General features: G+C 72.5%; 24 protein-coding genes, 1 tRNA gene and 1 pseudogene. 20 read left to right on the forward strand and 6 right to left on the reverse strand.

Going from position 1 to position 21,323, the window contains the following annotated elements:
- The 4 genes and pseudogenes from MNY62_RS22290 to MNY62_RS22305 form a co-directional block, all read left to right on the forward strand.
- Positions 1-403: pseudogene (locus MNY62_RS22290) on the forward strand (tetratricopeptide repeat protein); the annotation flags it as partial.
- Positions 404-509: 106 nt separating this feature from the next.
- Positions 510-2,315, forward strand: a complete 1,806-nt coding sequence (locus MNY62_RS22295) for an arginine--tRNA ligase (RefSeq protein WP_242346542.1) — start codon at positions 510-512, stop codon at positions 2,313-2,315.
- Positions 2,316-2,328: 13 nt separating this feature from the next.
- Positions 2,329-3,054 carry an SPOR domain-containing protein gene (locus tag MNY62_RS22300; protein ID WP_242346543.1) on the forward strand — a complete coding sequence of 242 codons (726 nt, stop codon included), beginning with the start codon at positions 2,329-2,331 and terminating at the stop codon, positions 3,052-3,054.
- Between the two features lie 16 nt (positions 3,055-3,070).
- The gene (locus MNY62_RS22305; protein ID WP_242346544.1) at positions 3,071-3,433 is read left to right on the forward strand and encodes a cupin domain-containing protein; all 363 of its coding nucleotides are present in this window, start codon (positions 3,071-3,073) and stop codon (positions 3,431-3,433) included.
- A gap of 122 nt (positions 3,434-3,555) precedes the next feature.
- Here MNY62_RS22305 and MNY62_RS22310 read toward each other — a convergent pair whose 3' ends face one another.
- Both MNY62_RS22310 and MNY62_RS22315 read right to left on the reverse strand, forming a co-directional pair.
- Positions 3,556-3,831 (reverse strand): hypothetical protein, encoded by a 276-nt coding sequence (locus tag MNY62_RS22310; protein ID WP_242346545.1) that lies wholly within the window; start codon positions 3,829-3,831, stop codon positions 3,556-3,558.
- A gap of 11 nt (positions 3,832-3,842) precedes the next feature.
- On the reverse strand, positions 3,843-5,438 hold the full coding sequence (locus MNY62_RS22315) for an NAD(P)/FAD-dependent oxidoreductase (protein WP_242346546.1): 1,596 nt from the start codon (positions 5,436-5,438) through the stop codon (positions 3,843-3,845).
- 236 nt (positions 5,439-5,674) lie between these two features.
- On the opposite strand from MNY62_RS22315, the gene MNY62_RS22320 reads away from it, so the two are divergent.
- From MNY62_RS22320 to secG, 5 genes are all read left to right on the forward strand, one after another.
- On the forward strand, positions 5,675-5,881 hold the full coding sequence (locus MNY62_RS22320) for a hypothetical protein (protein ID WP_242346547.1): 207 nt from the start codon (positions 5,675-5,677) through the stop codon (positions 5,879-5,881).
- A 201-nt stretch (positions 5,882-6,082) separates the two neighbouring features.
- The gene (gene gap / locus MNY62_RS22325) at positions 6,083-7,084 is read left to right on the forward strand and encodes a type I glyceraldehyde-3-phosphate dehydrogenase (protein ID WP_242346548.1); all 1,002 of its coding nucleotides are present in this window, start codon (positions 6,083-6,085) and stop codon (positions 7,082-7,084) included.
- An 8-nt stretch (positions 7,085-7,092) separates the two neighbouring features.
- Positions 7,093-8,283, forward strand: a complete 1,191-nt coding sequence (locus tag MNY62_RS22330; RefSeq protein ID WP_242346549.1) for a phosphoglycerate kinase — start codon at positions 7,093-7,095, stop codon at positions 8,281-8,283.
- Positions 8,284-8,287: 4 nt separating this feature from the next.
- Positions 8,288-9,049, forward strand: coding sequence for a triose-phosphate isomerase (gene tpiA, locus MNY62_RS22335; RefSeq protein WP_279426776.1), 762 nt, complete (start codon positions 8,288-8,290; stop codon positions 9,047-9,049).
- Entirely contained in the window at positions 9,046-9,402 is a 357-nt protein-coding gene (gene secG / locus MNY62_RS22340) for a preprotein translocase subunit SecG (protein WP_242346550.1), read from the forward strand. The genes tpiA and secG overlap by 4 nt, the downstream gene beginning before the upstream one ends.
- Before the next feature lie 202 nt (positions 9,403-9,604).
- Here the strand turns inward: secG and MNY62_RS22345 are convergent.
- The 3 genes from MNY62_RS22345 to MNY62_RS22355 form a co-directional block, all read right to left on the reverse strand.
- Positions 9,605-9,686 (reverse strand) — tRNA-Leu (locus tag MNY62_RS22345).
- Positions 9,687-9,906: 220 nt separating this feature from the next.
- A complete protein-coding gene (gene fdxA / locus MNY62_RS22350; protein ID WP_242341014.1) occupies positions 9,907-10,233 on the reverse strand; it encodes a ferredoxin FdxA in 327 nt (108 codons plus the stop codon).
- Positions 10,234-10,265: 32 nt separating this feature from the next.
- A complete protein-coding gene (locus MNY62_RS22355) occupies positions 10,266-11,582 on the reverse strand; it encodes an inositol-3-phosphate synthase (protein ID WP_242346551.1) in 1,317 nt (438 codons plus the stop codon).
- Positions 11,583-11,737: 155 nt separating this feature from the next.
- Here MNY62_RS22355 and MNY62_RS22360 point away from each other — a divergent pair, with 155 nt between their 5' ends.
- From MNY62_RS22360 to MNY62_RS22390, 7 genes are all read left to right on the forward strand, one after another.
- Positions 11,738-12,127 (forward strand): hypothetical protein, encoded by a 390-nt coding sequence (locus MNY62_RS22360; RefSeq protein ID WP_242346552.1) that lies wholly within the window; start codon positions 11,738-11,740, stop codon positions 12,125-12,127.
- Positions 12,128-12,187: 60 nt separating this feature from the next.
- Positions 12,188-12,931, forward strand: a complete 744-nt coding sequence (locus MNY62_RS22365; RefSeq protein WP_242346553.1) for a HesA/MoeB/ThiF family protein — start codon at positions 12,188-12,190, stop codon at positions 12,929-12,931.
- Positions 12,928-13,194 (forward strand): sulfurtransferase TusA family protein, encoded by a 267-nt coding sequence (locus MNY62_RS22370; protein ID WP_242346554.1) that lies wholly within the window; start codon positions 12,928-12,930, stop codon positions 13,192-13,194. Before MNY62_RS22365 ends, MNY62_RS22370 begins: the two co-directional genes overlap by 4 nt.
- 38 nt (positions 13,195-13,232) lie before the next feature.
- Positions 13,233-13,922 (forward strand): HesA/MoeB/ThiF family protein, encoded by a 690-nt coding sequence (locus tag MNY62_RS22375; RefSeq protein WP_242346555.1) that lies wholly within the window; start codon positions 13,233-13,235, stop codon positions 13,920-13,922.
- Positions 13,923-14,230: 308 nt separating this feature from the next.
- Complete coding sequence (gene cysC, locus MNY62_RS22380) at positions 14,231-14,932, forward strand: adenylyl-sulfate kinase (RefSeq protein ID WP_242346556.1); 702 nt, start codon at positions 14,231-14,233, stop codon at positions 14,930-14,932.
- Positions 14,933-15,006: 74 nt separating this feature from the next.
- Complete coding sequence (larE, locus tag MNY62_RS22385; RefSeq protein WP_242346557.1) at positions 15,007-15,861, forward strand: ATP-dependent sacrificial sulfur transferase LarE; 855 nt, start codon at positions 15,007-15,009, stop codon at positions 15,859-15,861.
- Positions 15,862-15,992: 131 nt separating this feature from the next.
- The gene (locus MNY62_RS22390) at positions 15,993-16,211 is read left to right on the forward strand and encodes a ribbon-helix-helix domain-containing protein (protein ID WP_242346558.1); all 219 of its coding nucleotides are present in this window, start codon (positions 15,993-15,995) and stop codon (positions 16,209-16,211) included.
- 114 nt (positions 16,212-16,325) lie between these two features.
- Here MNY62_RS22390 and truA read toward each other — a convergent pair whose 3' ends face one another.
- Positions 16,326-17,126, reverse strand: coding sequence for a tRNA pseudouridine(38-40) synthase TruA (gene truA / locus MNY62_RS22395; RefSeq protein ID WP_242346559.1), 801 nt, complete (start codon positions 17,124-17,126; stop codon positions 16,326-16,328).
- Positions 17,127-17,214: 88 nt separating this feature from the next.
- Here truA and MNY62_RS22400 point away from each other — a divergent pair, with 88 nt between their 5' ends.
- The 4 genes from MNY62_RS22400 to MNY62_RS22415 all read left to right on the forward strand — a co-directional run.
- Positions 17,215-18,129: an AgmX/PglI C-terminal domain-containing protein gene (locus MNY62_RS22400; protein ID WP_242346560.1), complete on the forward strand. Its 915-nt coding sequence runs from the start codon at positions 17,215-17,217 to the stop codon at positions 18,127-18,129.
- A complete protein-coding gene (locus MNY62_RS22405) occupies positions 18,126-18,743 on the forward strand; it encodes a hypothetical protein (protein ID WP_242346561.1) in 618 nt (205 codons plus the stop codon). The genes MNY62_RS22400 and MNY62_RS22405 overlap by 4 nt, the downstream gene beginning before the upstream one ends.
- 120 nt (positions 18,744-18,863) lie before the next feature.
- Positions 18,864-20,144 (forward strand): ATP-dependent Clp protease ATP-binding subunit ClpX, encoded by a 1,281-nt coding sequence (gene clpX / locus MNY62_RS22410; RefSeq protein WP_242346562.1) that lies wholly within the window; start codon positions 18,864-18,866, stop codon positions 20,142-20,144.
- A gap of 302 nt (positions 20,145-20,446) precedes the next feature.
- On the forward strand, positions 20,447-21,323 hold an 877-nt coding region (locus MNY62_RS22415), incomplete at its 3' end, for a DUF6600 domain-containing protein (RefSeq protein WP_332842467.1).

A 21,323-nucleotide genomic window follows, 5' to 3' on the forward strand; every position in this document is an offset into this window, starting at 1 on the left:
TCCGCGCGCCGCGCTCCTCGCCTGGCCAGCCCTCGCGGCCGTCCCCGACGCCGCCTCCGCCGCGGCCTTCGTCGAGGCGCGCCTCGCGCAGCGCGCGGGGGACCCGGCGCTGCACCTGCTGCACGGGCGCGCCCTGCACCGGCTCGGCCGCGTGGCCGATGCGCTCGCGGCGCTGCGGCGCGCGCTCGAGCGCGATCGGCGCGGCGAGGTGACCTGGGAGATGCGCGAGCTGCTCCGCCAGGCGGACGCGCCGGCGCCCGGGGAGCTCGCCGCCCGGCACGATCTCCTCGTCGCCGCGCTGCTCCGCCGTGGCCGCGCGCCCCGCTGCACGCGCTGCGCCGCCGACGCCCCGAGGCGCACCTGGCGCTGCCGGCGCTGCGGCGCGTTCGACGCGTTCGCCTGAGAGCCCGTGAACGCCCGATTCCCTCACGAGCTCCGACCGCGAGCGGGGCCTCGCGGGCGAGTGCCCGCTTGCGCCCGCCGCGCGGCCCCGGTAGAGACTGCGCGCCATGGTGAGAGATCGCGTGATCGAGCTGTTCCGGCAGGCGCTCGCGAAGGGGGCCGCCGAGGGTCGCTGGCCCGCCCTCGAGGCGGCGTTCTCGGTGGAGGCGCCGCGCGACCCCAAGCACGGCGACTTCGCGGTGAACGCCGCGATGATGCTCGCGAAGCCCGCGGGCAAGCCGCCGCGCGACCTCGCCCAGGCGATCGCGGCCGAGGTCCGCGCCGTCGACGCGCAGCACGAGATCGCCGGCCTGGAGATCGCCGGACCCGGGTTCATCAACGTCCGCCTCGCGGCCGACGTGTGGCTGCGGGCGCTCGGGCGCGTCGTCTCCGAGGGGACCGCGTACGGGCGGACGGAGGTCGGCGGCGGCAAGAAGGTCATCGTCGAGTACGTCTCGGCGAACCCCACCGGTCCGATGCACGTCGGCCACGGCCGGGGCGCGGTGGTGGGCGACGGCGTTCAGGGCCTGCTCCGGTGGGCGGGCTTCGACGTCACCCGCGAGTACTACGTGAACGACTACGGCGCGCAGGTGCAGACGCTCGCGCGCTCCGTGCACCTGCGCTACCAGGAGCTGTTCGGGCGGCAGGTGACGATGCCGCCGAAGAGCTACCCGGGCGACTACGTGAAGGACATCGCCGCGGCGCTCCGCGCCGAGCACGGCGATCGGTACCTCGACGCGCCCGAGTCGGAGTGGCTCACGCTCTTCCGGGATCGCGCCGTGGAGCACGTGCTCGGCCTCATCCGCGAGGACCTCCGCGCGATCAACATCGAGTTCGACCGCTGGTCGTCCGAGAAGGCGCTCTACGAGTCCGGCACGGTGGACAGGTTCCTGCGCTTCCTCGAGGAGAAGGACCTCGTCTACGTCGGCAAGCTCCCGCCGCCGAAGTCCAAGAAGGGCGCGCCCGCGCCCATCGCGCAGCCCCACGGCGACCTGGACGAGGGCGTCTCCGCCGCCGAGGACCTCACGCTCTTCCGCTCGTCGCAGTACGGCGACGAGGTGGACCGCCCGGTGAAGAAGGCGGACGGCACGCCCACCTACTTCTGCGCGGACATCGCGTACCACTGGGACAAGCGGCAGCGCGCCGGCACGCTCGTGGACGTCCTCGGCGCCGATCACGGCGGGTACGTGCCGCGGCTCGAGGCCGCGCTCGAGGCGCTCGGCGCCTCGCGCAAGGACCTGCACGTCATCCTCATCCAGATGGTGAACCTGACCCGCGGCGGCGAGGCCGTGAAGATGTCGAAGCGGGCCGGGACGGTGGTCTCGCTGCGCGAGGTGGTGGACGAGGTCGGGCGCGACGCCACCCGCTTCATGTTCCTCACCCGCCGCTCCGACGCCCAGCTCGACTTCGACATCGAGCTCGCGAAGCGCCAGACGCTCGACAACCCGGTGTTCTACGTGCAGTACGGCCACGCGCGGCTCGCCCAGATCTTCGCGAAGGCGCGCGAGTCGGGCGTGGCGGTGCCCGAGTTCGACCTCGAGGCGGTGCGGACGCTCACCTCGCCCGAGGAGCAGGATCTCATCCGCCGCGTCGTCGCCTTCCCGGACATGCTCGCGGCGGCGGCGCTCGCGTACGAGCCGCACCGCGTCGCCTTCTACCTCCAGGAGACGATCGCGGCGTTCCACTCGTACTACACCCAGGGAAAGCGCACCGGCGAGCGGGTCATCTCCGCGGACGCGCGCAAGACCGCCGGCCGGCTCTTCCTGTGCCGCGCACTGAAGCAGGTGCTCGCGAACGGGCTCGGCGTCCTGGGCGTCGCCGCCCCGGATCGGATGGAGAGTCCGGAAACTCGCGATATCGCGGACGACGTCTAGAATCACGGACGCCATGCGCGATGAGAACTCCCGCGTCCGCGAGAAGTTCGAGCTCTCCCTCGACGGCCGGCAGATCGCGTCGATCGTCGTGGGCGCGCTCGTCATCCTCGGCGTCGTGTTCGTCCTCGGCTTGAACGTCGGCCGGCAGGTCGCCAGCCGCCAGGCCGACGCGGCCCGCGCCGGCGACCTCGAGGCGCTCGATCGCCCTCCCTCCACCCCATCGCCGGGCGTGGACGATGCGTCGCTCACGTTTCACGACAGGCTCGTGAAGCAGAAGCCTGCGACGCCCCCACCGGTCCCTGCCGCGATCACCTCCGCGGCGAGCGCGAGCCCGCCCCCGAGCCCGAGCCCGGCGCCGGCCGTTCGGCCCTCGAGCCCGACCCTGGCCGCGGCCGCAGCCCCTCCGGCGCCACAGGCCGCGACCCCGCCGAGCCCGGCTCCGGCGAAGCCTCCCGAGGAGAAGGCGCAGGTCCAGGCCCGCGACGCGAAGCCGGCCCCCTCGGGCGGCGGGGCCTTCACGATCCAGATCGGCGCGACGCAGCAGCGCCCGGAGGCCGACCGCATCGCCGCGCGCTACCGCTCGCTGCGCCCGCGCGTCGAGACGGCGGACGTGGAGGGGAAGGGACGCTGGTACCGCGTGCGCGTGGGGAGCTTCGAGACCCGCGAGGCCGCGGAGCGCTACCGCAAGGACGTCGCGCGGGAAACCGGGGTCCCCGGATACGTCACCGCCAGCCGCTAGCTAGAGTCCGAGACGAATGACAACGACCTTCGACAGGCCGAAGCGCGTCGACAAGCCCTGGGGCCACGAGCTCTGGTGGGCGCAGACCGACCGCTACGTCGGCAAGCTCCTGCACGTGAAGGCGGGCTTCCAGCTCTCGCTGCAGTACCACGTGAAGAAGGACGAGACGATCCACCTCTGGAGCGGCGAGATGGTCCTCGTGCTCAAGGACGGAGACCGGCTCGTCGATCACCGGATGCAGCCCGGCGACAGCTACCGCGTGAAGCCCGGCACCGTGCACCGCATGCGGGCCGTGAGCGACTGCGACGTGCTCGAGGTCTCGACCCCCGAGGTCGAGGACGTCGTGCGCGTGCAGGACGACTACGGGCGCGCGGGCTGATCCGACGCGAGCTGCGGGCTTCTTGCCGGGAGCGCGTGACTCCGCGGGGCTCCCGCGAGGTGGTCGCTCGCCGCGGGGCGCGAACGCCGCTTCGCAGCGGCGCGGCTGCGACCTCGACCGGATCAGCGCGCGAACAAGAACCCGATCCCTGCCGCGAGCGCGATCGCCGCGGCGACGATCATCCCGACGCGCCGGGGATCGGCGCGCCGCTCCCGCACGCCATGCAGCGCGGGCATCGCGCCGGCGCGCACCCAGCGCGGGGAGGTCTCGGCTCGCACGAGGTCGTCCTCCGCGAGGAACCCGTGCGCGTAGAGGTCGTGCAGATCGCCGAGCGAGGGGACGACGAGCTCCTCCCCGTCCGCGTTCCGCACCCGGTACTTCATGCCGCGCTCCCGCATCCGTCCCTCCGTCACGCGGCCGCCCCGAGCTCCGCGCAGATCGCCTCCGCGACCTTCAGCCCGTCCACCGCGGACGACACGATCCCGCCCGCGTAGCCCGCGCCCTCGCCGGCGGGGTAGAGCCCGCGGATCCCGGGCGACTGGAGGTCCGCGCCGCGCACGAGCCGGCAGGGCGAGCTCGTCCGGGACTCGATCCCGATGAGCACCGCCTCGTCGGTCACGAACCCCCGCATCCGCCGCTCGAACCCGCGGAGCCCGGCGCGGAGCGCCTCCTGGATCTGCGGCGGATAGAGCACGGAGAGGTCGGCGGGCGTGACCCCGGGCCGGTAGGACGTGTTGCCCGGCGGCGCTCCCGGGCGGCGCGCGAGGTAGGCCGCGAGCCGCTGGGCGGGCGCGTGGTAGGCGCCCCCGCCGAGCACGTAGGCGGCCCGCTCCCACTTGCGCTGCCACTCGAGCCCCGCGAGCGGTCCCTCGAAGCCCTCGGCTGCGAAGTCCGCCGGCGACACGGCGACGACGATGCCGGCGTTCGCGACGGGCGACGAGCGGTGCGAGTTGGACATGCCGTTCGTGCACTGCATCTCGGGCTCGGTCGGCGTCGGGACGACGACGCCCCCCGGGCACATGCAGAAGGAGAACACGCCGCGCGCCTCACCCGCGATCCTGGGGTTGTCCGCGAGCTTGTAGTCGGCCGGGGGGAGCTTGGGGTGCCGCACGCTCGCTCCGTACTGGATCCGGTCGATGAGCGGCTGCGGGTGCTCTGCGCGGAACCCGACCGCGAAGGGCTTCGCCTCGATGGGCCAGCCGCGCGCGGCGAAGAGCTCGAACAGCTCGCGGGCGCTGTTGCCGGGCGCCAGGACGAGCCGATCCGACTCGAGCGTGCGCCCGTCGGCGAGCCGCAGCCCGGCGAAGCGGCCGTCGCGCAGCTCGAGATCGACCGCGCGCGCCCCCCACAGGAAGGTGCAGCCGCCGCGCTCCAGCTCCTCGCGCATCGCCGAGATCGCCGCCGGCAGCACGTCCGAGCCCACGTGCGGCTTGCCCTCGACCACGATGCGCTCGACGTTCCCGAAGCGCGCGAAGAGCTCGACGACCTTCCGCACGGCCGGGTGGTGGATGCGCGTGCCGAGCTTGCCGTCGGTGTACGCCCCGGCGCCTCCCTCGCCGAAGTTCATGTTCGACTCGGGGTCGAGCACGCCGCCGCGCATAAGCGCCGCCACGTCTCGCCGGCGGGGGCTCACGGGCTTGCCGCGGTCGACCACGATCGACGGTACGCCGCGCTCGAGGAGCGCCCACGCGCAGAAGAGCCCCGCGGGTCCGGCGCCGAGGATGACGGGCGGGGCAGCGGGCCTGCGCACCGGCCCCGGAGCGGTCTCGGGTGCGGGGACCGGCGCGACGTCGGCGGGTGCGCCGCGGATCGCGCCCTCGACCTCGACCTCGAGGTTCACCAGCCAGCGCGCGTGCCCCTTCCGGCGGGCGTCGAGCGAGCGGCGGACGACCGTCGCGCCGCGAAGGTGCTCGGCCGAGAGGCCGAGCCGCTCCGCGGCGCGGCGCGAGAGGAGCGAGTCGTCCTCGTCGAGCCAGAGTGGGATGTTCGAGATCCGGTACCGCATCAGTTCCTCTGACCGCGAAGCGCGCTACGCGCCGTGCCCCGCTCGCAGGCAGTCCTGCGAAGGGGATTACGCACCGGCGCGGCCGGGCTGGCAGGGCCTCGCCACGTGCAAGTACCCGAATTGCCTGACAAGGTGAAGCCTCGATGGCGATGGCCCGCACCTTGCTCCCGGAGAGGACCATCGCGACACGGCGCGGTTCGTATCGCCGGCAGGGAGTGAACGCAATGGTGCCAGGCATGCTGGACGTGAAGGGAACGAAGATCCTCGCGAAGTCGCTCTTCAAGGAGCTGCGTGGCAACGGCTATTCGACGAACCAGATCCTGAGCCTGTCCACCGAGCTCATCGATCTCGTCACGCAGGACCTCAAGGGCGAGCACGCCGCCGCCGCCGCCCAGGCGGCCGCCGCGCAGGAGAGCGTGGTCGAGGCGCCGCGGGCCCTCTAGTCCGCCAGTTTGCGAGCGCCCGGCTCTTGCGCCGCGGCCCGCGAGAAGTTGAGCGCGCAGGACCGGGACGGCGTCGAGCGATCGGCGCCGTTTCGTTTCTTTCATCTCTGCCGCTCGCCCCCCTTCCGTTTCCGTTGACGGTCCGGAGCCTCATCTGTAGGTTACGGCCGCTTTTCAACCCCTTGGGAGGAGGCCAGCGCCATGGCACGTATCGCAATCAACGGGTTCGGTCGCATCGGTCGGTGCGTGCTCCGCGCGGCCATCGAGCGGGGTGAGAAGGACCTCGAGTTCGTCTCCATCAACGACCTCACGGACACGAAGACCCTCGCCCACCTCCTGAAGTACGACTCGGTGCACGGGGTGCTCGCCGCCGACGTGAAGGCGTCGGACAAGGGCATCGTCGTGAACGGGAAGGAGATCGAGGTCACGGCCATCAAGTCGCCGGCCGATCTCCCGCACCAGAAGAACAAGGTCGACGTCGTCCTCGAGTGCACCGGCCTCTTCACGGAGCGCGAGAAGGCCGAGGGACACCTCAAGGCGGGCGCCCCGCGCGTGCTCATCTCCGCGCCGGCGAAGGGCCCGGACATCACGGTCGCCTACGGCATCAACCACGACAAGCTCGACAAGGCGAAGCACAAGATCATCTCGAACGCGTCCTGCACGACGAACTGCCTCACGCCGGTCGCGAAGGTCCTGCTGGAGAGCTTCGGCATCAAGCGCGGCCTGATGACGACGATCCACTCCTACACGAACGACCAGAACCTCCTCGACCTGCCGCACAAGGACCTGCGGCGCGCCCGCGCCGCGGCGCTGTCGATGATCCCCTCGACCACCGGGGCCGCGAAGGCCGTCGCCGAGGTCATCCCCGAGCTGAAGGGCAAGCTCCACGGCACGGCGGTGCGCGTCCCGACGCCGAACGTGTCGCTCGTCGACCTCACCGTCGAGATGGACCGGCCCGCGACCGCCGAGGAGATCAACGCCGCGTTCAAGAAGGCGGCGGAGGGGAGCCTGAAGGGCGTCCTCCAGTACTCGGACGGCCCGCTCGTCTCGGTGGACTTCAACCACAACCCGGCGTCCTCGATCTTCGACGCGACGAACACGTTCGTCATCGACGGGACCTTCGCGAAGGTCTTCGCCTGGTACGACAACGAGTGGGGCTTCTCCAACCGCATGGTCGACGTGGCGAAGTTCCTCACGAAGTGAGGGACGCCATGGCGCTCAAGACCATCGACGCGCTCGACCTCGCCGGCAAGCGCGTCTTCATCCGCGTCGACTTCAACGTCCCGCTCGACGAGCAGGGGCGGGTGACCGACGACGCCCGGATCCGCGCGGCGCTCCCGACCCTCCAGTACGCCATCAAGGCGCGCGCGAAGGTCATCCTCGGCTCGCACCTCGGGCGTCCGAAGGGCAAGCCGGACGATCGCAAGAAGTTCTCGCTCGAGCCCGCCGCCGAGCGGCTCTCCGAGCTCCTCAAGCAGGACGTCATCCTCGCCGACGACTGCGTCGGCGACGGGGTGAAGAAGCTCGTCCGCGATCTCAAGGAGGGAGAGGTGCTCCTCCTCGAGAACCTCCGCTTCCACCCGGAGGAGGAGAAGAACGACGAGGGCTTCGCGCGCGAGCTCGCGAGCCTCTGCGACGTCTGGGTGAACGACGCGTTCGGCACGGCCCACCGGGCCCACGCGTCGACCGCCGGAATGGCCGCGTTCGTGAAGGAGAAGGCGGCCGGCTTCCTCATCCAGAAGGAGGTCGAGTACCTCGGCAAGGCGCTCGGGAATCCGGAGCGGCCGTTCGTGGCGCTCATCGGCGGCGCCAAGGTCTCGGACAAGATCAAGGTGCTCGAGAACCTCATCGCGAAGGCCGACGCCGTGTGCATCGGCGGGGCGATGGCCTACACGTTCCTCAAGGCTCAGGGCGTCCCGGTCGGGAAGAGCCTCGTCGAGGAGGACAAGCTCGAGCTCGCGCGGCAGATCCTGGACCGCGCCCAGGCGCGCAAGGTGGACCTGCTCCTGCCGGTCGATCACGTGTGCGGGGCGGAGCCGAAGGAGACCGCCGAGCGCGTGGTGGTGAACGACCGCGCGATCCCGGACGGCCTCATGGGCCTCGACATCGGCCCGAAGACGCTCAGCTCGTACCGCCAGCGGATCCTGAGCGCCAGGACGGTGTTCTGGAACGGCCCGATGGGCCTCTTCGAGCGGAGGCCTTGGGCGGAGGGCACCTTCGGCGTGGCGAAGGCGATGGCGGACAGCCCGGCGGTCACGGTCGTCGGCGGCGGAGACAGCGCCGCGGCGGTCGAGGAGGCCGGGCTCGTCTCCAAGATGAAGCACGTCTCCACCGGCGGCGGCGCGAGCCTCGAGTTCATCGAGGGGCGTGTCCTCCCCGGCATCCAGGTCCTCGAGGGATAGCGCCGTGGCCCGCCAGAAGTTCGTCTGCGGAAACTGGAAGATGCACAAGACCGTGGCGGAGACCACGGCGCTCGTCCGCGAGCTCCGCGCCGCGCTCGGAGACGTCGCCGGCGAGGTCGAGGTCGCGGTCGCGCCTCCGTTCACGGCGCTGGCCGCCGCGGTCGAGGCGGCGCGAGGCTCCGGGATCGAGATCGCGGCGCAGAACGTCCACTGGGAGAAGCAGGGCGCGTTCACCGGCGAGGTGTCCGCGCCCATGCTCGCCGAGGTCGGCTGCCGGCACGGCATCGTCGGCCACAGTGAGCGGCGCCAGCTCTTCGGTGAGACGGACGAGTCGGTGCGCAAGAAGGTCGGCGCGCTGCTCGCTGCGGGCATCCGGCCCATCGTCTGCGTCGGCGAGACGCTCGCGGAGCGGGAGGCCGGGCGGACGCTCGAGGTGGTCGATCGCCAGGTCCGGCAGGGGCTCGCCGGCCTCTCCGCCGACACGATCGCCGCCCTGACGCTCGCCTACGAGCCGGTGTGGGCGATCGGCACCGGCAAGACGGCCACGGCGGCCCAGGCGCAGGAGGTCCATGCGGCCATCCGCAAGATCCTCCGCGAGCTCGCGAGTTCCGCGGCGGACCAGATCCGGGTACAGTACGGCGGCTCGGTCAAGCCCGAGAACGCCGCCGAGCTGATGGCGCAGCCCGATGTCGACGGGGCGCTGGTCGGCGGCGCGAGCCTCAAGGCGGCGGACTTCGTCGCCATCGTGAAAGGTGCACTCCGTTGATCACCCTCGTCACCATCCTGCACGTCCTCGTCAGCGTCTTCCTCATCCTCGTGATCCTGCTCCAGGCCGGTAAGGGCGGCGGGATGGGCGCGGCGTTCGGCGGAGCCGGCGCGCAGACCGTCTTCGGCGGACGTGGGGCCCAGACGCTGCTCGGCAAGGTCACGAGCGTGTCGGCCGGGATCTTCATGATCACCTCCGTCACCCTCGCGTACAACGCGTCCCGCTCGCACTCGGTCGTGCAGCGCGAGGCGAGCGCCCCGGCGCAGCAGCAGCCGGCCGCGCCGGGCCAGAGCCCGCTCTCGCCGCCGCCGAACGCGCCCGAGTCGACGCCGCCAGCGCCGCAGGGGAAGTAGGCGCAGCCCAGAGTCCGCGCGTCGAAGCGCGGCAGGAGAGGGGATCCGGGTTCCGGATCCCCTTTTCGCGTTCGTGCGAGGCGGGCGCCGGTGCTGTGGGCCTTCGCGTCGCGGCCCGTCGCTGCCGGGCTCCCGGCGCTGCGCGAGGCCCAAAACGCCGAGAGGGGATCCGGTTTTCCGGATCCCCTCTCTCGTTCGCGAGTGCCCAGGGCGAGATTCGAACTCGCACGCCTTACGGCGCCACCCCCTCAAGATGGTGTGTCTACCAGTTCCACCACCTGGGCGTTCCGAAGCGGACGGGTTTCTAGCAAAGGGGCGCCCGTCGCGCAATAGCGCAGTTCACGAACTCCGACGATCTCGCCGAGCGCCCGGGTGCCCGTCACCGGAGGCGCGCCGGCGCCGGCGGAGGCCGGTTGATCTGGTCGCGTCACGAGGCGCGCGATGGCGTGGGCGCAGCCAGCCAGCGTGCGCCGCAGTGGCGATCCAGACCAACGGGTCTCCGCCTCAGGCGCCCTCGAGGTACTGACGCTTCTCCTCGACGTCCTTCCACTGGTCCGCGTCGGGGAGCGGGTCCTTCTTCTCCGAGATGTTGGGCCAGGTCTTCGCGAGGTCGGCGTTGAGCTGCGTGTAGTCCTTCCACTTCGCCGGCAGGCTCTCCTCCGGGAAGATCGCCTTCGTGGGACAGGCGGGCTCACACGCGCCGCAGTCGATGCACTCGTCCGGATGGATGACGAGGAAGTTCGGCCCCTCGTAGAAGCAGTCGACGGGGCAGACCTCGACGCAGTCGGTGTACTTGCACTTGATGCAGGGCTCGGCAACCACGTAAGCCATCGACGACCTCCTCTGTGGGGTCTCTGTCTAACCTACGGCTCGTAGTAGTCGAGTCCGAGGTGGGTGATGAGCTCCTCGCCGGCCACGTGACGCAGCGTGTTCTTGAGCTTCGTGAGCTGGATGAACAGGTCGTGCTCCGGGTAGAGCCCCTCCGCGACCATCGGGCTCTTGAAGTAGAACGACATCCACTCCTGGATCCCGCTCATCCCCGCGCGCTGGGCGAGGTCGATGAAGAGGGCGATGTCGAGCGCCACCGGCGCGGCGAGGATCGAGTCCCGGCAGAGGAAGTTCACCTTGATCTGCATCGGGTAACCGAGCCAGCCGACGATGTCGATGTTGTCCCAGCCCTCCTTGTTGTCGCCGCGCGGCCGGTAGTAGTGGATCTGCACCTTGTGGTCGAACTTGCCGTAGAGGTCGGGGTACAGCTCGGGCTGGAGGATGTGGTCGAGCACCGAGAGCTTCGAGACCTCCTTCGTCTTGAAGCTGCCCGGGTCGTCGAGCACCTCGCCGTCGCGGTTGCCGAGGATGTTCGTCGAGAACCAGCCCTCGAGCCCGAGCATACGCGCCTTCAGCATGGGCGCGAGCACCGTCTTCATGAGCGTCTGGCCGGTCTTGAAGTCCTTGCCGGCGATGGGGACGCCCTGCTTCTTCGCGAGCTGCTGCAGGGCGGGGATGTCGACGGTCAGGTTCGGCGCGCCGTTCGCGAACGGGATCCCCTCCTTCAGCGCGGCCCACGCGTAGACCATCGACGGCGCGATGGCGGGGTCGTTGGCCGCCATGGCCGCCTCGAACGCGTCGAGCTGGCCGTGGACCGCCGACGGCTGGAGATAAACCTCCGTCGACGCGCACCACACCATCACCGCCCGCGCGCAGTCGTGCTCGCGCATGAACCGGCGGATGTCCTCCCGGAGCTGCTCCCCCAGCTCGAGCTTGTTCGCGCCGCGCTTGACGTTCGGGCCGTCGAGCCGCTTCACGTAGTCGGGCGAGAACACCGCCGTCATCGGCTTCACCGCCGAGAGCGGCTCCTTCAGCTTCTCGAGGAGCGACGGCTCGAGCACGCGGGCGTGGCAGGCGGACTCGTACGCGTCGTCGGGGAACACGTCCCACGCGCCGAAGCAGACCTGGTCGAGCGGCGCGAGCGGCACGAGCTCCTTGATGAGCGGCGTCCGGCGCTCCGTCCGCTTGCCGAGCCGGATGGTGCCCATCTGCGTGAGCGAGCCGATCGGCTTCGCGAGGCCTCGACGCACCGCCTCGACGCCGGCGATGAGGGTGGTGCCGACGGCGCCGAGCCCGGGGAGGAGGATCGCGAGCTTCCCCGAAGCGGGGGCGATGGAGCGTGGCTTCTTCACGGAGCGTTCCTCGGGGTGTGGGGTCCCCCGGAAAGGTTTCAGGGGGGCGGCGTCCCGGCAAGCCTCCGGAGAGCGCGCGCAGCGAATGATTCCGCCGCCAGGCGCTCGGCGGGGGCGGGCTGGCGGGTTCTCCCCTCGGGGGGTACGATGCGCGCATGTCCGGGAGCTCCGCGAGCGAGTCGCTCGTGCTGTTCGTGCACCGCGGGACCTGGCAGGACCGCTACCAGGCGACGACGCTGGCTTTGACCGCGGCCGCCCTCGGCGACGCCGTGACGGTGGCGCTGTTCTTCGAGCCGCTGCGGCTCTGGATCGAAGGCCGCTTCGACGAGGGCGCTCCTCCCGAGGCCGGCCCCGCGCGCGTCGCGAGCCTCACGGAGAGCCTCGAGGAGGCGCGGCGCGAGCTCGGGCTGCGGGTCGTCGCGTGCGACACCGCGGTCCGGCTCGCCGGGCTCGTCCCGGACGACGTCCTGGGGCGGCTCGACGCGATCGCGACGCTGCCGTCGCTCTGGCGCGCGGCGCAGTCGGGCCGCGGGCTCGTGGTGTAGCGTTACGAGGTAGGCGCGAGGGTTGCCGCCCCGTCGGGCGCGGGATATACGCGGTCGATCATGAGCCTCTCCGGCAAGACCGCGCTGGTGATCGGAGCGGGCGGCCTCGGCGGCCCGGCGCTCCTCACGCTCGCCGCCGCCGGGGTCGGGTCGCTCGTCCTCGTCGAGGACGACGCCGTCGAGACCTCCAACCTGAACCGGCAGCCGCTCTTCAAGGAAGGGGACATCGGGCAGCGGAAGGCCCCTGCCGCCGCGGCGCGGCTGCGCGCGCTCTTCCCCTCCGTGGCGGTCGATGCGCGCGACCTCCGGTTCGACGTCGGGAACGCCCTCGCGCTCGTCGAGGCCGCCGACGTCGTCGTGGACGGCTCCGACAACTTCGCGACGAAGTTCCTCGCGAACGACGCGGCGCTGCGCGCGCGGAAGCCGCTCGTCCACGGAGGGATCCTCCGGACCACCGCCCAGCTCCTCACCGTCTCGCCCGCGGGCATCGGCGGCTGCCTGCGCTGCCTGTTCGAGGCGCCGCCGCCAGCGGGGTCGGTGCCGTCCTGCGCCGAGGCGGGCGTGCTCGGCGCGACCGCCGGGTTCGCGGGCGCGCTCATGGGCGCGGAGGCGCTCCGGCTCCTCGCCGGCGAGCGCGGCGCCTACGAGGGGAGGCTGTACACGTACGAGGCTCGCTCCGCGCGCGGTCGGCTCGTGCTCGTCCGCAAGCGCGCCGGCTGCGCCGCGTGCGCCGGGACGCAGCCGCTCGAGGCGACCGCGCCTCCGGCCTGCGCCGCGCCCACCCGCGACGAGGGCGCGGCGTGAGCGCGAGCGCCCCGCCGCGCGTGGACGTGCGCGCCTACGCCTGTCCCATGACGTACGTGAAGGCGAGGATCGCCCTCGAGCGGCTCGCCGCCGGCGAGCGGCTCGAGATCTGGCTCGCGGCAGGCGAGCCGGTGGAGAACCTGCCGAGGAGCGCTGCCGAGGACGGCCACCGCGTCGTCGCGGTGGAGCCGCTCGCCGGGGCGCCGGGCGCGTTTCGCGTGATCCTGGAGAAGGGCGCCGGCGCCGCGCCCGAGTGGCCGTAGGACCGCCGGTTCCCGCCGGCGATCACGGGAGACGAAGCGTGAACGACGAACGGCTGGAGCGGTACGCGCGGCAGCTCCTCGTCCCGGGGTTCGGCGAGGCGGCGCAGGAGCGGCTCGGTCGCGCCCGCGTACGCGTCGTCGGCGCGGACGCGGTCGCGTCCGCCGGGCTCGTCTATCTCGTGCAGGCGGGGGTGGGACGGCTCTGGATCGAGGATCCCGAGGACGTCTCGCCGGGCGACGTCACCGGCTGGCTCTTCGCCCCGTCCGCGGTCGGCACGCCGCGCGTCGAGGCGGCGCGCGCGGTGCTCGCGCCCCTCTCCCGCTTCGTCTCGATCGAGCCGTACCCGACGGGCGGAGTGCCGAGCGCGACGCTCGTGTTCGCGTCCTCCGCGCCGCAGGCGCTCGCCTCGGCCGAGGCGGCCCGACGCGCGGGGATCCCCCACGTGGTGGTCGAGCCGGACGCGGAGGGCGGCGCGCTCGTCGTGGTGCCGCCCGGCGCCCCCTGCTACGCGTGCGCCCGCTCGACGACCGGCGTCGGGCGCCCGGCGCAGCCCGGGATCGCGGCGCTCTCGGCGCTCGCTGCGGAGGAGCTCGTCCTCATGATCTCGAACCCCGGGTCCATCCCGGGGCGACGCATCGACCTCGTGCGCGGCGTCGCGACGGCGCGGCCGACGAGCCGCCTCGCAGGCTGTGCCTGCGGTGGCGCCCCGGCCGCAAGCGCGTCCTGATCGCGCGGCGCCGCCCGCCAGCGCGGCTCACCGGCGCCCTGCGAGGTCCGGAGGCGGCAGCGAGGCGGCGCGGATTTCTCGGCAGGTGAACCGCCCTGCGCGCGATAGAATTGACCCTCCGACAACGCCCATCCGGGGGAGCGATTGCGCAACGCCCTGGATACACGAGGGAAAGCCATTGGGCGGGGCGGAAATACCCGTTTGGCGGGACCGGATCCGACAGGGTATACTCGCGAGACCGCGCTCGAACGGATCGGCCCCCGGCGCACACGGGCGACGGCCGACCGAGCTGAGACGCTGGAGGATCCATGGAGACGCACACCACCGGCTTCGTCATCTGGCTGACGGGGATGAACCGCGCCGGCAAGAGCACGCTCGCCGCTCACCTCACCAAGCGGCTCGCTGCGTCGGGGCGGGCGGTGGAGCTGCTCGACGAGCACGGCGACGCCGCCATGCTGCTCGAGGGGCTCGGCGCCAGCAAGGAGGACCACGCGAAGGCCGTGGCGCGTCTCGGGCTCGTCGCGAAGGCGGTGGCCCGCTCCGGAGGGATCGCCGTCTGCGCGGCGCTCTCGCCTTACCGGGATGCGCGCGACGTCCTGCGCAAGGAGGCGCGCCGGTTCCTCGAGGTGTTCGTGGATTGCTCGATGGAGAAGCTCCAGCAGCGCGATCCGCAGGGCATCTACCGCCGGGCGCTCGCGGGCGAGCTGAAGCAGGTCCCCGGCGTGGACGTTCCGTACGAGCCGCCCACCCACGCGGACGTGACGGTCCACACGGATCAGCTCTCCGTCGAGGAGGCGGGGACGCGCGTGTTCCAGGCGCTCGTGGATCAGCGGCTCGTGGGCCCGGCGGAGTTCGGCCGGATCACGGGCGGGCTGAGGCCGCGGCGCGGCAAGCCGGACCGCGCCGTCCGCGGTGGCGCCCGGCGGAAGCTCGTCGCGAAGGCGGCGGCCCGGCAGGCGCCGAAGAAGCTCGCGGGCCGGTCGACGAAGACCGCCAAGCGCCGCCGCTGAGCGGCTGCGACGCACGCCGGATCCCGTCGCGCGGCTTTGCGCGCGGGGGCGGGAGCGGGTATTAGTCCCGCGCCATGTCGCCGAATGCCCTCGCTGATCTCCGCCGTGCCTCCGCGCCGAAGCTCGCGCGGCTGAAGGAGGCGCTCCGCGGATGCGGCAGCGTGCTCGTGGCCTTCTCGGGCGGCGTCGACTCCACCTTCGTCGTCGCGGTCGCGCGCGAGGTGCTCGGCGATCGCGCCGTCGCGCTCACCGCGCACTCGCCGTCGGTGCCCCAGGCCGAGCGCGAGGAGGCGCGCGCGCTCGCCGCCCGGATCGGCGTGCGCCACCTCGAGCGAGACAGCCACGAGCAGGACGACCCGGGCTACCTCTCGAACCCCGTGGACCGCTGCTACTACTGCAAGCGCGAGCTCTTCCGGATCTGCGAGGAGACGGCCCGGGTCGAGGGGCTCGGGGTCGTGCTCGACGGCTTCAACGCCGACGATCTGGGCGACCACAGGCCCGGGCACCGCGCCGCAGAGGAGCGGCGCGTTCGCTCGCCGCTCGCCGAGGCGAGCCTCACGAAGGACGAGGTGCGCGCCTGGAGCGAGGCGTACGGCCTCCCGACGTGGTCGAAGCCGCAGATGGCGTGCCTCGCGTCGCGCATCCCGTACGGAACGCCGGTCACGCCCGAGCGGCTCGGCCAGGTGGAGCGCGCCGAGGCCGGGATCCGCGCCCTCGGCTTCCGGGACCTGCGCGTCCGCCACCACGGGGACATCGGCCGGGTGGAGCTCGCCGAGGGCGAGATCTCCCGCGGGTTCGAGCGGCGCGCCGAGATCGCCGAGGCCGTGAAGGCGGCAGGGTTCAAGCTGGCGGTGCTCGACCTCGAGCCGTTCCGATCCGGCCGGATGAACGCGCTCGCCGGCGTCGCCTTGCCCGTGGTGACGGGGTAGGGCCGCAAGCAGGGGGCCCTCGTCGGGGGCGCCCCTGTCAAGAAAACTGTCGATCGTGCGCTTTCTTGCGAGGTGGCTATCGAGTGGTAGCGTGTAGGCAAACGTAAGCCGCTGTCGCAAGGAGCCTACACATGCCTACGCCCGCCGAGCTGACCGACGTCGCCGCCCAGGACCCGAACGCGTCCGCCCGCCTCGAGCCGATGCTGGTCCGGCTGCCCCCGCAGTTCGCCGCCGAGCTCCGCAACCTCGCCCGCCGCACGCGGGTCCGTCAGTCCGACTACCTGCGCGAGGCGGTTGCCGACCTCCTTGCCAAGTACGGCCAGCTCCCGCCCGAGCAGGGGACGATGTGACGGCCGAGACGTCCGGTCGGAAGGACGGACGCCCGACCCCGCCCGAGCCGCCGCGCCTTCCGGGCGGCCGGGTGCGCGTCGCCCTCGGCGCCCGGGCGCCGGTGTTCGGCGTCTTCATGGAGCTGTACCAGGCGGCCCGCGCAGCGAACCGTCCGGATAGACGACCGCGGCGAGCGTGAGCCCCCAGCCGGGCGCGCGCACGCCGCGGTACCGCCCGCGCGCGAGCAGGAGGTCGCGGACCACCGTCGGCGGCGCGAGCCCGAGCCCCACCGTCACGGCGGTGCCTGCGAGGTTGCGGATCATCGCGCGCAGGAAGCCGTGCCCCTCGAAGACGAGGGCGTGGAGCGGCGCCCAGCTCGCGGTGACGACCTCGGCCCGGGTGACGGTGCGCACCGTGCCCCGCTGCTCTCCGGGGCGTGCGAAGCCGGTGAAGTCGTGAGTCCCCACCGCGTGCGAGAGCGCGCTCCGCATCCGCTCCACGTCGAGCCGCGCCTCGGCGAGCTCCGGGAACGCGCGCGCGTCCGGCAGCGCCCACGCGTACCCCGCGAGCGGCTCCGGCGGCGGTGCGCCGACGAGGTAGACGTAGCGGCGGCCGCGGGCGCTGTTCCGCGCGTGGAAGGACGGCCCGACCCGCAGCGCCTCGCGCACCAGGATTCCCTCGGGCAAGGCGGCGTTCAGCGCGCGGCGGAGCGCTTCGGGATCGAGCGCCGCGCGCACCGAGAAGCTCACCACCTGATCGAGCGCGTGCACCCCGGCGTCTGTTCGGGCCGCCACGGCGAGGGTCGCCCGGACGCCCGCGGCGAGGAGCGCCCCCTCGAGCGCGTCCTGCACCGTCGGCAACCCAGGCTGCCGCTGAAACCCGCGGAACCGCCCGCCTTCGTAGGCGACGCGCAGAGCGTAGAAGCGTCTTTCCACCTCGTGCTAAGTTCACCACGCCCGCCGCGCCTGCGTCACCTCCGGCGTGCGCTCCCCTCCCACCTCCTCTTCCGAGTCCCGCACCCCGATGGCGCCCGGCACAGACGAGACGCTCCTCCTCGACGACTCCCGCCTCGAGGGCGGCGAGTGGCTGTTCCGCAAGGGCGGCCAGGTGTTCGGCCCGGTCGACTCCCGCGGCCTCGCCGCGATGCTCTACCGCGGCGAGCTCGATCCCTCGACCCCGGTCTCCCCGGGCGACGGCAGCTGGCGTCCCGTGGGCGACGTCCCCCTCTTCATCCTGCACGCGAAGCGCGCGGCGGCGGCGCAGCGGGTGGAGCGCGAGGTCACCGGAGCACGGCAGCTCGCCGCTCGCCGAGGTCGCCGGCGCGCGCTCGGCTGGGCCGTCGCGATCGCGCTCCTCGTGGGCGGCGCCGCGGTCGTCGGGTTCCTGCTCGCGCGGCGCCCGCCGGAGACGAGCGCGCTGCTCGAGGACTTCGGGGCCGGGATCTCCATCGCCTCGGCGGCGCGGGTCGGCGTGGGCCACCGCGCGCCCGAGGCGGAAGAGATGGTGGAGGTGCCCATGGACGCGCCGCCCGCCGCGAGCGGGACGGGCCGCGCGCGGCCGCCCGCGCCCTCGCCCGAGAAGGGCGGCGGCCTGGCGGCGGCCTCGCGGCGCGCTTCCGGCGGCGCCGTCGACGGCGGCGAGCTCGTCGCGGCGCAGTTCGACGAGCGGAAGATCCAGACGGTCGTCTCGCGCGAGCAGCGGACGCTCGTGCCGTGCTTCCGCGACGAGGCGACTCGGTCCCCCGACTTCCACGGCGACGTGCCGATCGAGTTCGCGATCGGCAACGACGGGCGGGTCGCGGCGCTCTGGATCGACGAGCCGCGCTTCCGCGCCGGAGCGCTCAAGGACTGTCTCGTGAAGGCGCTCGGCGGGTGGCGCTTCGAGACGTTCCCGGGGCAGCGCCCGACGGTCTCCCTCGCGTTCCGGATCGGTCGATGACGGCCACCGCCGAGAAGCTCGCCTCCCGCGCGGAGGACCTGCCGGAAGGCTCCTTCCGGCGAGAGGTCCTCGAGGGTGCGCGCCGCTTCAAGACTGCGTGGGTCGGGCTCGCCCGGCTGCTCGTGGAGGTGAAGCGCAAGGAGCACTGGCGCGAGTGGGGCTTCCCGAGCTTCGAGCGGTACTGCTCGAAGGAGCTGTTCATCCGGAGCGCGACCGCGGAGAAGCTCACCGCGAGCTACGGGTTCCTCGAGCGGCACGAGCCCGAGCTCGCGAAGCAGCGGGGCGACGGGCGCGCGCCGCCGTTCGAGGTGATCGAGGTGCTCTCCCGCGCCGAGGCGGCGGGGCGGCTGTCGGACTCGGGCTGGCGCGAGCTCCGCGACGAGGTGCTCGTGGAGCGCCCGCCGACGCCCGCGGTGATGAACCGCAAGCTCGCCGAGCGGTTCGGACCGCCCGCTCCGCCGGCGCCCGCTCCCAAGGAGGACCGCCTCGAGCGGCTCGCTGCGCAGGCGCGGCGGCTCGCGGAGGCGTGCCGCGAGGAGGCGGCCGTGCCCCGCCCGGTCGCGGAGCGCGCGAGCGCCCTCGCCGGGGAGATCGAGTCGCTGCTCCGTCGGTGATCCGTTACGCCCCGAAGGAGTTGGTGGGGCGGTGCGGACGGCACCTGGCTATATTCGAACCGTGCCCCAAATTCCGGGGGTCGACAGGTTGGTGGTAACATCGTGGAACCGAGGGATCGCGTGAGCCGGAAAGACCATCACGGCAACCTGTCGTGCTCGTTCTGCGGGAAGGGGCAACGGGAGGTCCGCAAGCTCATCGCGGGGCCGACGGTCTACATCTGCGACGAGTGCATCCGCCTCTGCAACGACATCATCGCGGAGGAGGCGGAGCGCGACGAGGGTCGCCCCGCCGTCTCGCTGCCCACGCCCGCCGAGATCAAGAGCTTCCTCGACGACTACGTGGTCGGTCAGGACAAGGCGAAGAAGGTCCTCTCCGTCGCCGTCTACAACCACTACAAGCGCGTCTACTCGAGGAAGCCGTCGCGGCCGCAGCGCCCCGGCCAGTCGCGGCCGGGCGGGGACGACGTCGAGCTCCAGAAGTCGAACATCCTCCTCATCGGGCCGACGGGATCGGGCAAGACGCTGCTCGCTCAGTCGCTCGCCCGCTTCCTCAACGTTCCGTTCACGATCGCCGACGCGACGAGCCTCACCGAGGCCGGCTACGTCGGCGAGGACGTCGAGAACATCATCCAGAACCTGCTCCACGCGGCGGACTACGACGTGGAGAAGGCGGCGCGCGGCATCGTCTACGTCGACGAGATCGACAAGATCGCCCGCAAGGGCGACTCGCCATCTCCGACCCGCGACGTCGGCGGCGAGGGCGTGCAGCAGGCGCTCCTCAAGATCATCGAGGGCACGCGCGCGAACGTCACCCCGCGCGGCGGCAAGAAGTACAACCAGCAGGAGTACATCCAGGTCGACACCTCGAACATCCTCTTCATCGTCGGCGGCGCCTTCTGCGGGCTCGAGCAGGTGATCCGGCGTCGCGCCGGCGTGAAGGGGCTGGGGTTCGGCGCCAAGATCGAGCGCAAGGAGGAGGCCAGCCTCGGCGAGCTCCTCGCGCGCGTCGAGCCGTCCGACCTCGTGAAGTTCGGGATGATCCCGGAGTTCGTCGGGCGCCTGCCCATCATCGCGACGCTCGCCGATCTCTCCGAGGAGGACCTCGTCACCATCCTCACGCAGCCGAAGAACGCGCTCACGAAGCAGTACGTGAAGCTCTTCGAGCTCGAGAAGGTGAAGCTCTCCTTCACGAAGGAGTCGCTGCGCGCCACCGCCCGAGAGGCGATGCGGCGGAAGTCCGGGGCGCGTGGGCTCCGCGCCATCCTCGAGCAGGCGATGCTCGACATCATGTACGACGTGCCGTACCGGGAGGGCGTGAAGGAGTGCAAGATCACGGACGGCGTCATCCTGAACAAGGAGCCGCCGCTCCTCTCGTTCGAGAAGGAGAAGAAGCTCGCCTAGGGCGACTCCTCCTCGCCGCCGACCCTCGACGCCCTGGCCGCCTTGGCCGGGGCGTCTGCGTCTCCGGGACGTCTGCGCGCAGGCCGCGGCCGGCAGGGTGAACGCTCGAGGGTCGCCGCCGGGGCCCGGGGCGGGTGACGACGGCGCACAGTGTGCCGCGGTGCGCCGGGGCCGAGTCGCCAAGCGTCCGGGAATCCCGCGGAATTTACACGGCATCTCGATTGCTAGGTCATCCGGATGAGGAGCCGGCCAGCGCCTGAGCCGCGCCCGCTCCGGCGCCGGACCTCTCGAGGAGAAAGCCCATGCTTCGCCACATGCTCATCGCCGCGCTCATCGCGACCTCGCTCGCGCCGTTCTCGACGCACGCGCAGGACGGCGACTGGGGGGACTCCGGGGACGGGTGGGCTGACGAGCGCTCGCCCGACTACGACGTCTCCGTGGACGTGGGCGTCTCGGGCGGCGTCACGTTCGACACCTTCTACGCTCCCCTCGGCGCGTACGGTGAGTGGGTCTCCGCCGGCGCGTACGGGCGCGTGTGGCGGCCCAACGTGAGTGACGGCTGGCGCCCGTACTACAACGGCCGCTGGGAGTGGACGAACGAGGGCTGGTTCTGGGTGTCGGACGAGCCGTGGGGCTGGGCCGCGTATCACTACGGACGCTGGGCCTACGACGGCTTCTACGGCTGGGTCTGGGTCCCGGGTTACCAGTGGGCGCCGGCGTGGGTGTCCTGGCGCTGGTCCGGCGACGTCGTCGGGTGGGCGCCGCTCGCCCCCGGACTGTCCGTGTATGTGACGTCCTATCCATTCTATGACTCCTGGTGGACGTTCGTGCCGAGCGCCCGCTTCGTCTCGGTGCCCGTCTACAGCGTCGCCTACGGCCCGCGGTACACGCGGCACTACTTCGATCGCACCGCGCCTGCGCCTGCGCGGCCCGCGCCTCGTCAGGTTCCGGGCGGAGTCCGTCCGGCCCCTGCGCTGGCGCCGGCCTGGGGCGGCCCCGCGCCCCGCGCCATCGAGGCGCGGCTCGGCCGCCCGCTCCGCCCCGCGCGCGTGATCGCAGCGCCGTCGCCCGCCGCCGCGCGGGCGGGGTCCGGGGAGATCGCGGTCTACCGGCCGGACGCGCGACCGGCGCCCGGGCGCGGCCGCGGAGAGGGCTTCGGGCGTCCGGAGGGTCGCGGTC

This window comes from Anaeromyxobacter terrae, from assembly GCF_022690685.1.
Taxonomy (GTDB): Bacteria; Myxococcota; Myxococcia; order Myxococcales; family Anaeromyxobacteraceae; genus Anaeromyxobacter; species Anaeromyxobacter terrae.

Bases quoted from the DNA above. Each gene is read 5' to 3' on its own strand.
- cysC (WP_242346556.1), top strand. From the start codon at position 14,231: ATGGAGACGCACACCACCGGCTTCGTCATCTGGCTGACGGGGATGAAC.
- MNY62_RS22315 (WP_242346546.1), bottom strand. From the start codon at position 5,438: ATGCGGTACCGGATCTCGAACATCCCACTCTGGCTCGACGAGGACGAC.
- MNY62_RS22310 (WP_242346545.1), bottom strand. From the start codon at position 3,831: ATGCGGGAGCGCGGCATGAAGTACCGGGTGCGGAACGCGGACGGGGAG.
- MNY62_RS22320 (WP_242346547.1), top strand. From the start codon at position 5,675: ATGCTGGACGTGAAGGGAACGAAGATCCTCGCGAAGTCGCTCTTCAAG.
- MNY62_RS22400 (WP_242346560.1), top strand. From the start codon at position 17,215: ATGGCGCCCGGCACAGACGAGACGCTCCTCCTCGACGACTCCCGCCTC.
- MNY62_RS22305 (WP_242346544.1), top strand. From the start codon at position 3,071: ATGACAACGACCTTCGACAGGCCGAAGCGCGTCGACAAGCCCTGGGGC.
- MNY62_RS22295 (WP_242346542.1), top strand. From the start codon at position 510: ATGGTGAGAGATCGCGTGATCGAGCTGTTCCGGCAGGCGCTCGCGAAG.
- gap (WP_242346548.1), top strand. From the start codon at position 6,083: ATGGCACGTATCGCAATCAACGGGTTCGGTCGCATCGGTCGGTGCGTG.
- MNY62_RS22390 (WP_242346558.1), top strand. From the start codon at position 15,993: ATGCCTACGCCCGCCGAGCTGACCGACGTCGCCGCCCAGGACCCGAAC.
- fdxA (WP_242341014.1), bottom strand. From the start codon at position 10,233: ATGGCTTACGTGGTTGCCGAGCCCTGCATCAAGTGCAAGTACACCGAC.
- larE (WP_242346557.1), top strand. From the start codon at position 15,007: ATGTCGCCGAATGCCCTCGCTGATCTCCGCCGTGCCTCCGCGCCGAAG.
- MNY62_RS22405 (WP_242346561.1), top strand. From the start codon at position 18,126: ATGACGGCCACCGCCGAGAAGCTCGCCTCCCGCGCGGAGGACCTGCCG.
- MNY62_RS22300 (WP_242346543.1), top strand. From the start codon at position 2,329: ATGCGCGATGAGAACTCCCGCGTCCGCGAGAAGTTCGAGCTCTCCCTC.
- MNY62_RS22365 (WP_242346553.1), top strand. From the start codon at position 12,188: ATGAGCCTCTCCGGCAAGACCGCGCTGGTGATCGGAGCGGGCGGCCTC.
- MNY62_RS22360 (WP_242346552.1), top strand. From the start codon at position 11,738: ATGTCCGGGAGCTCCGCGAGCGAGTCGCTCGTGCTGTTCGTGCACCGC.
- MNY62_RS22330 (WP_242346549.1), top strand. From the start codon at position 7,093: ATGGCGCTCAAGACCATCGACGCGCTCGACCTCGCCGGCAAGCGCGTC.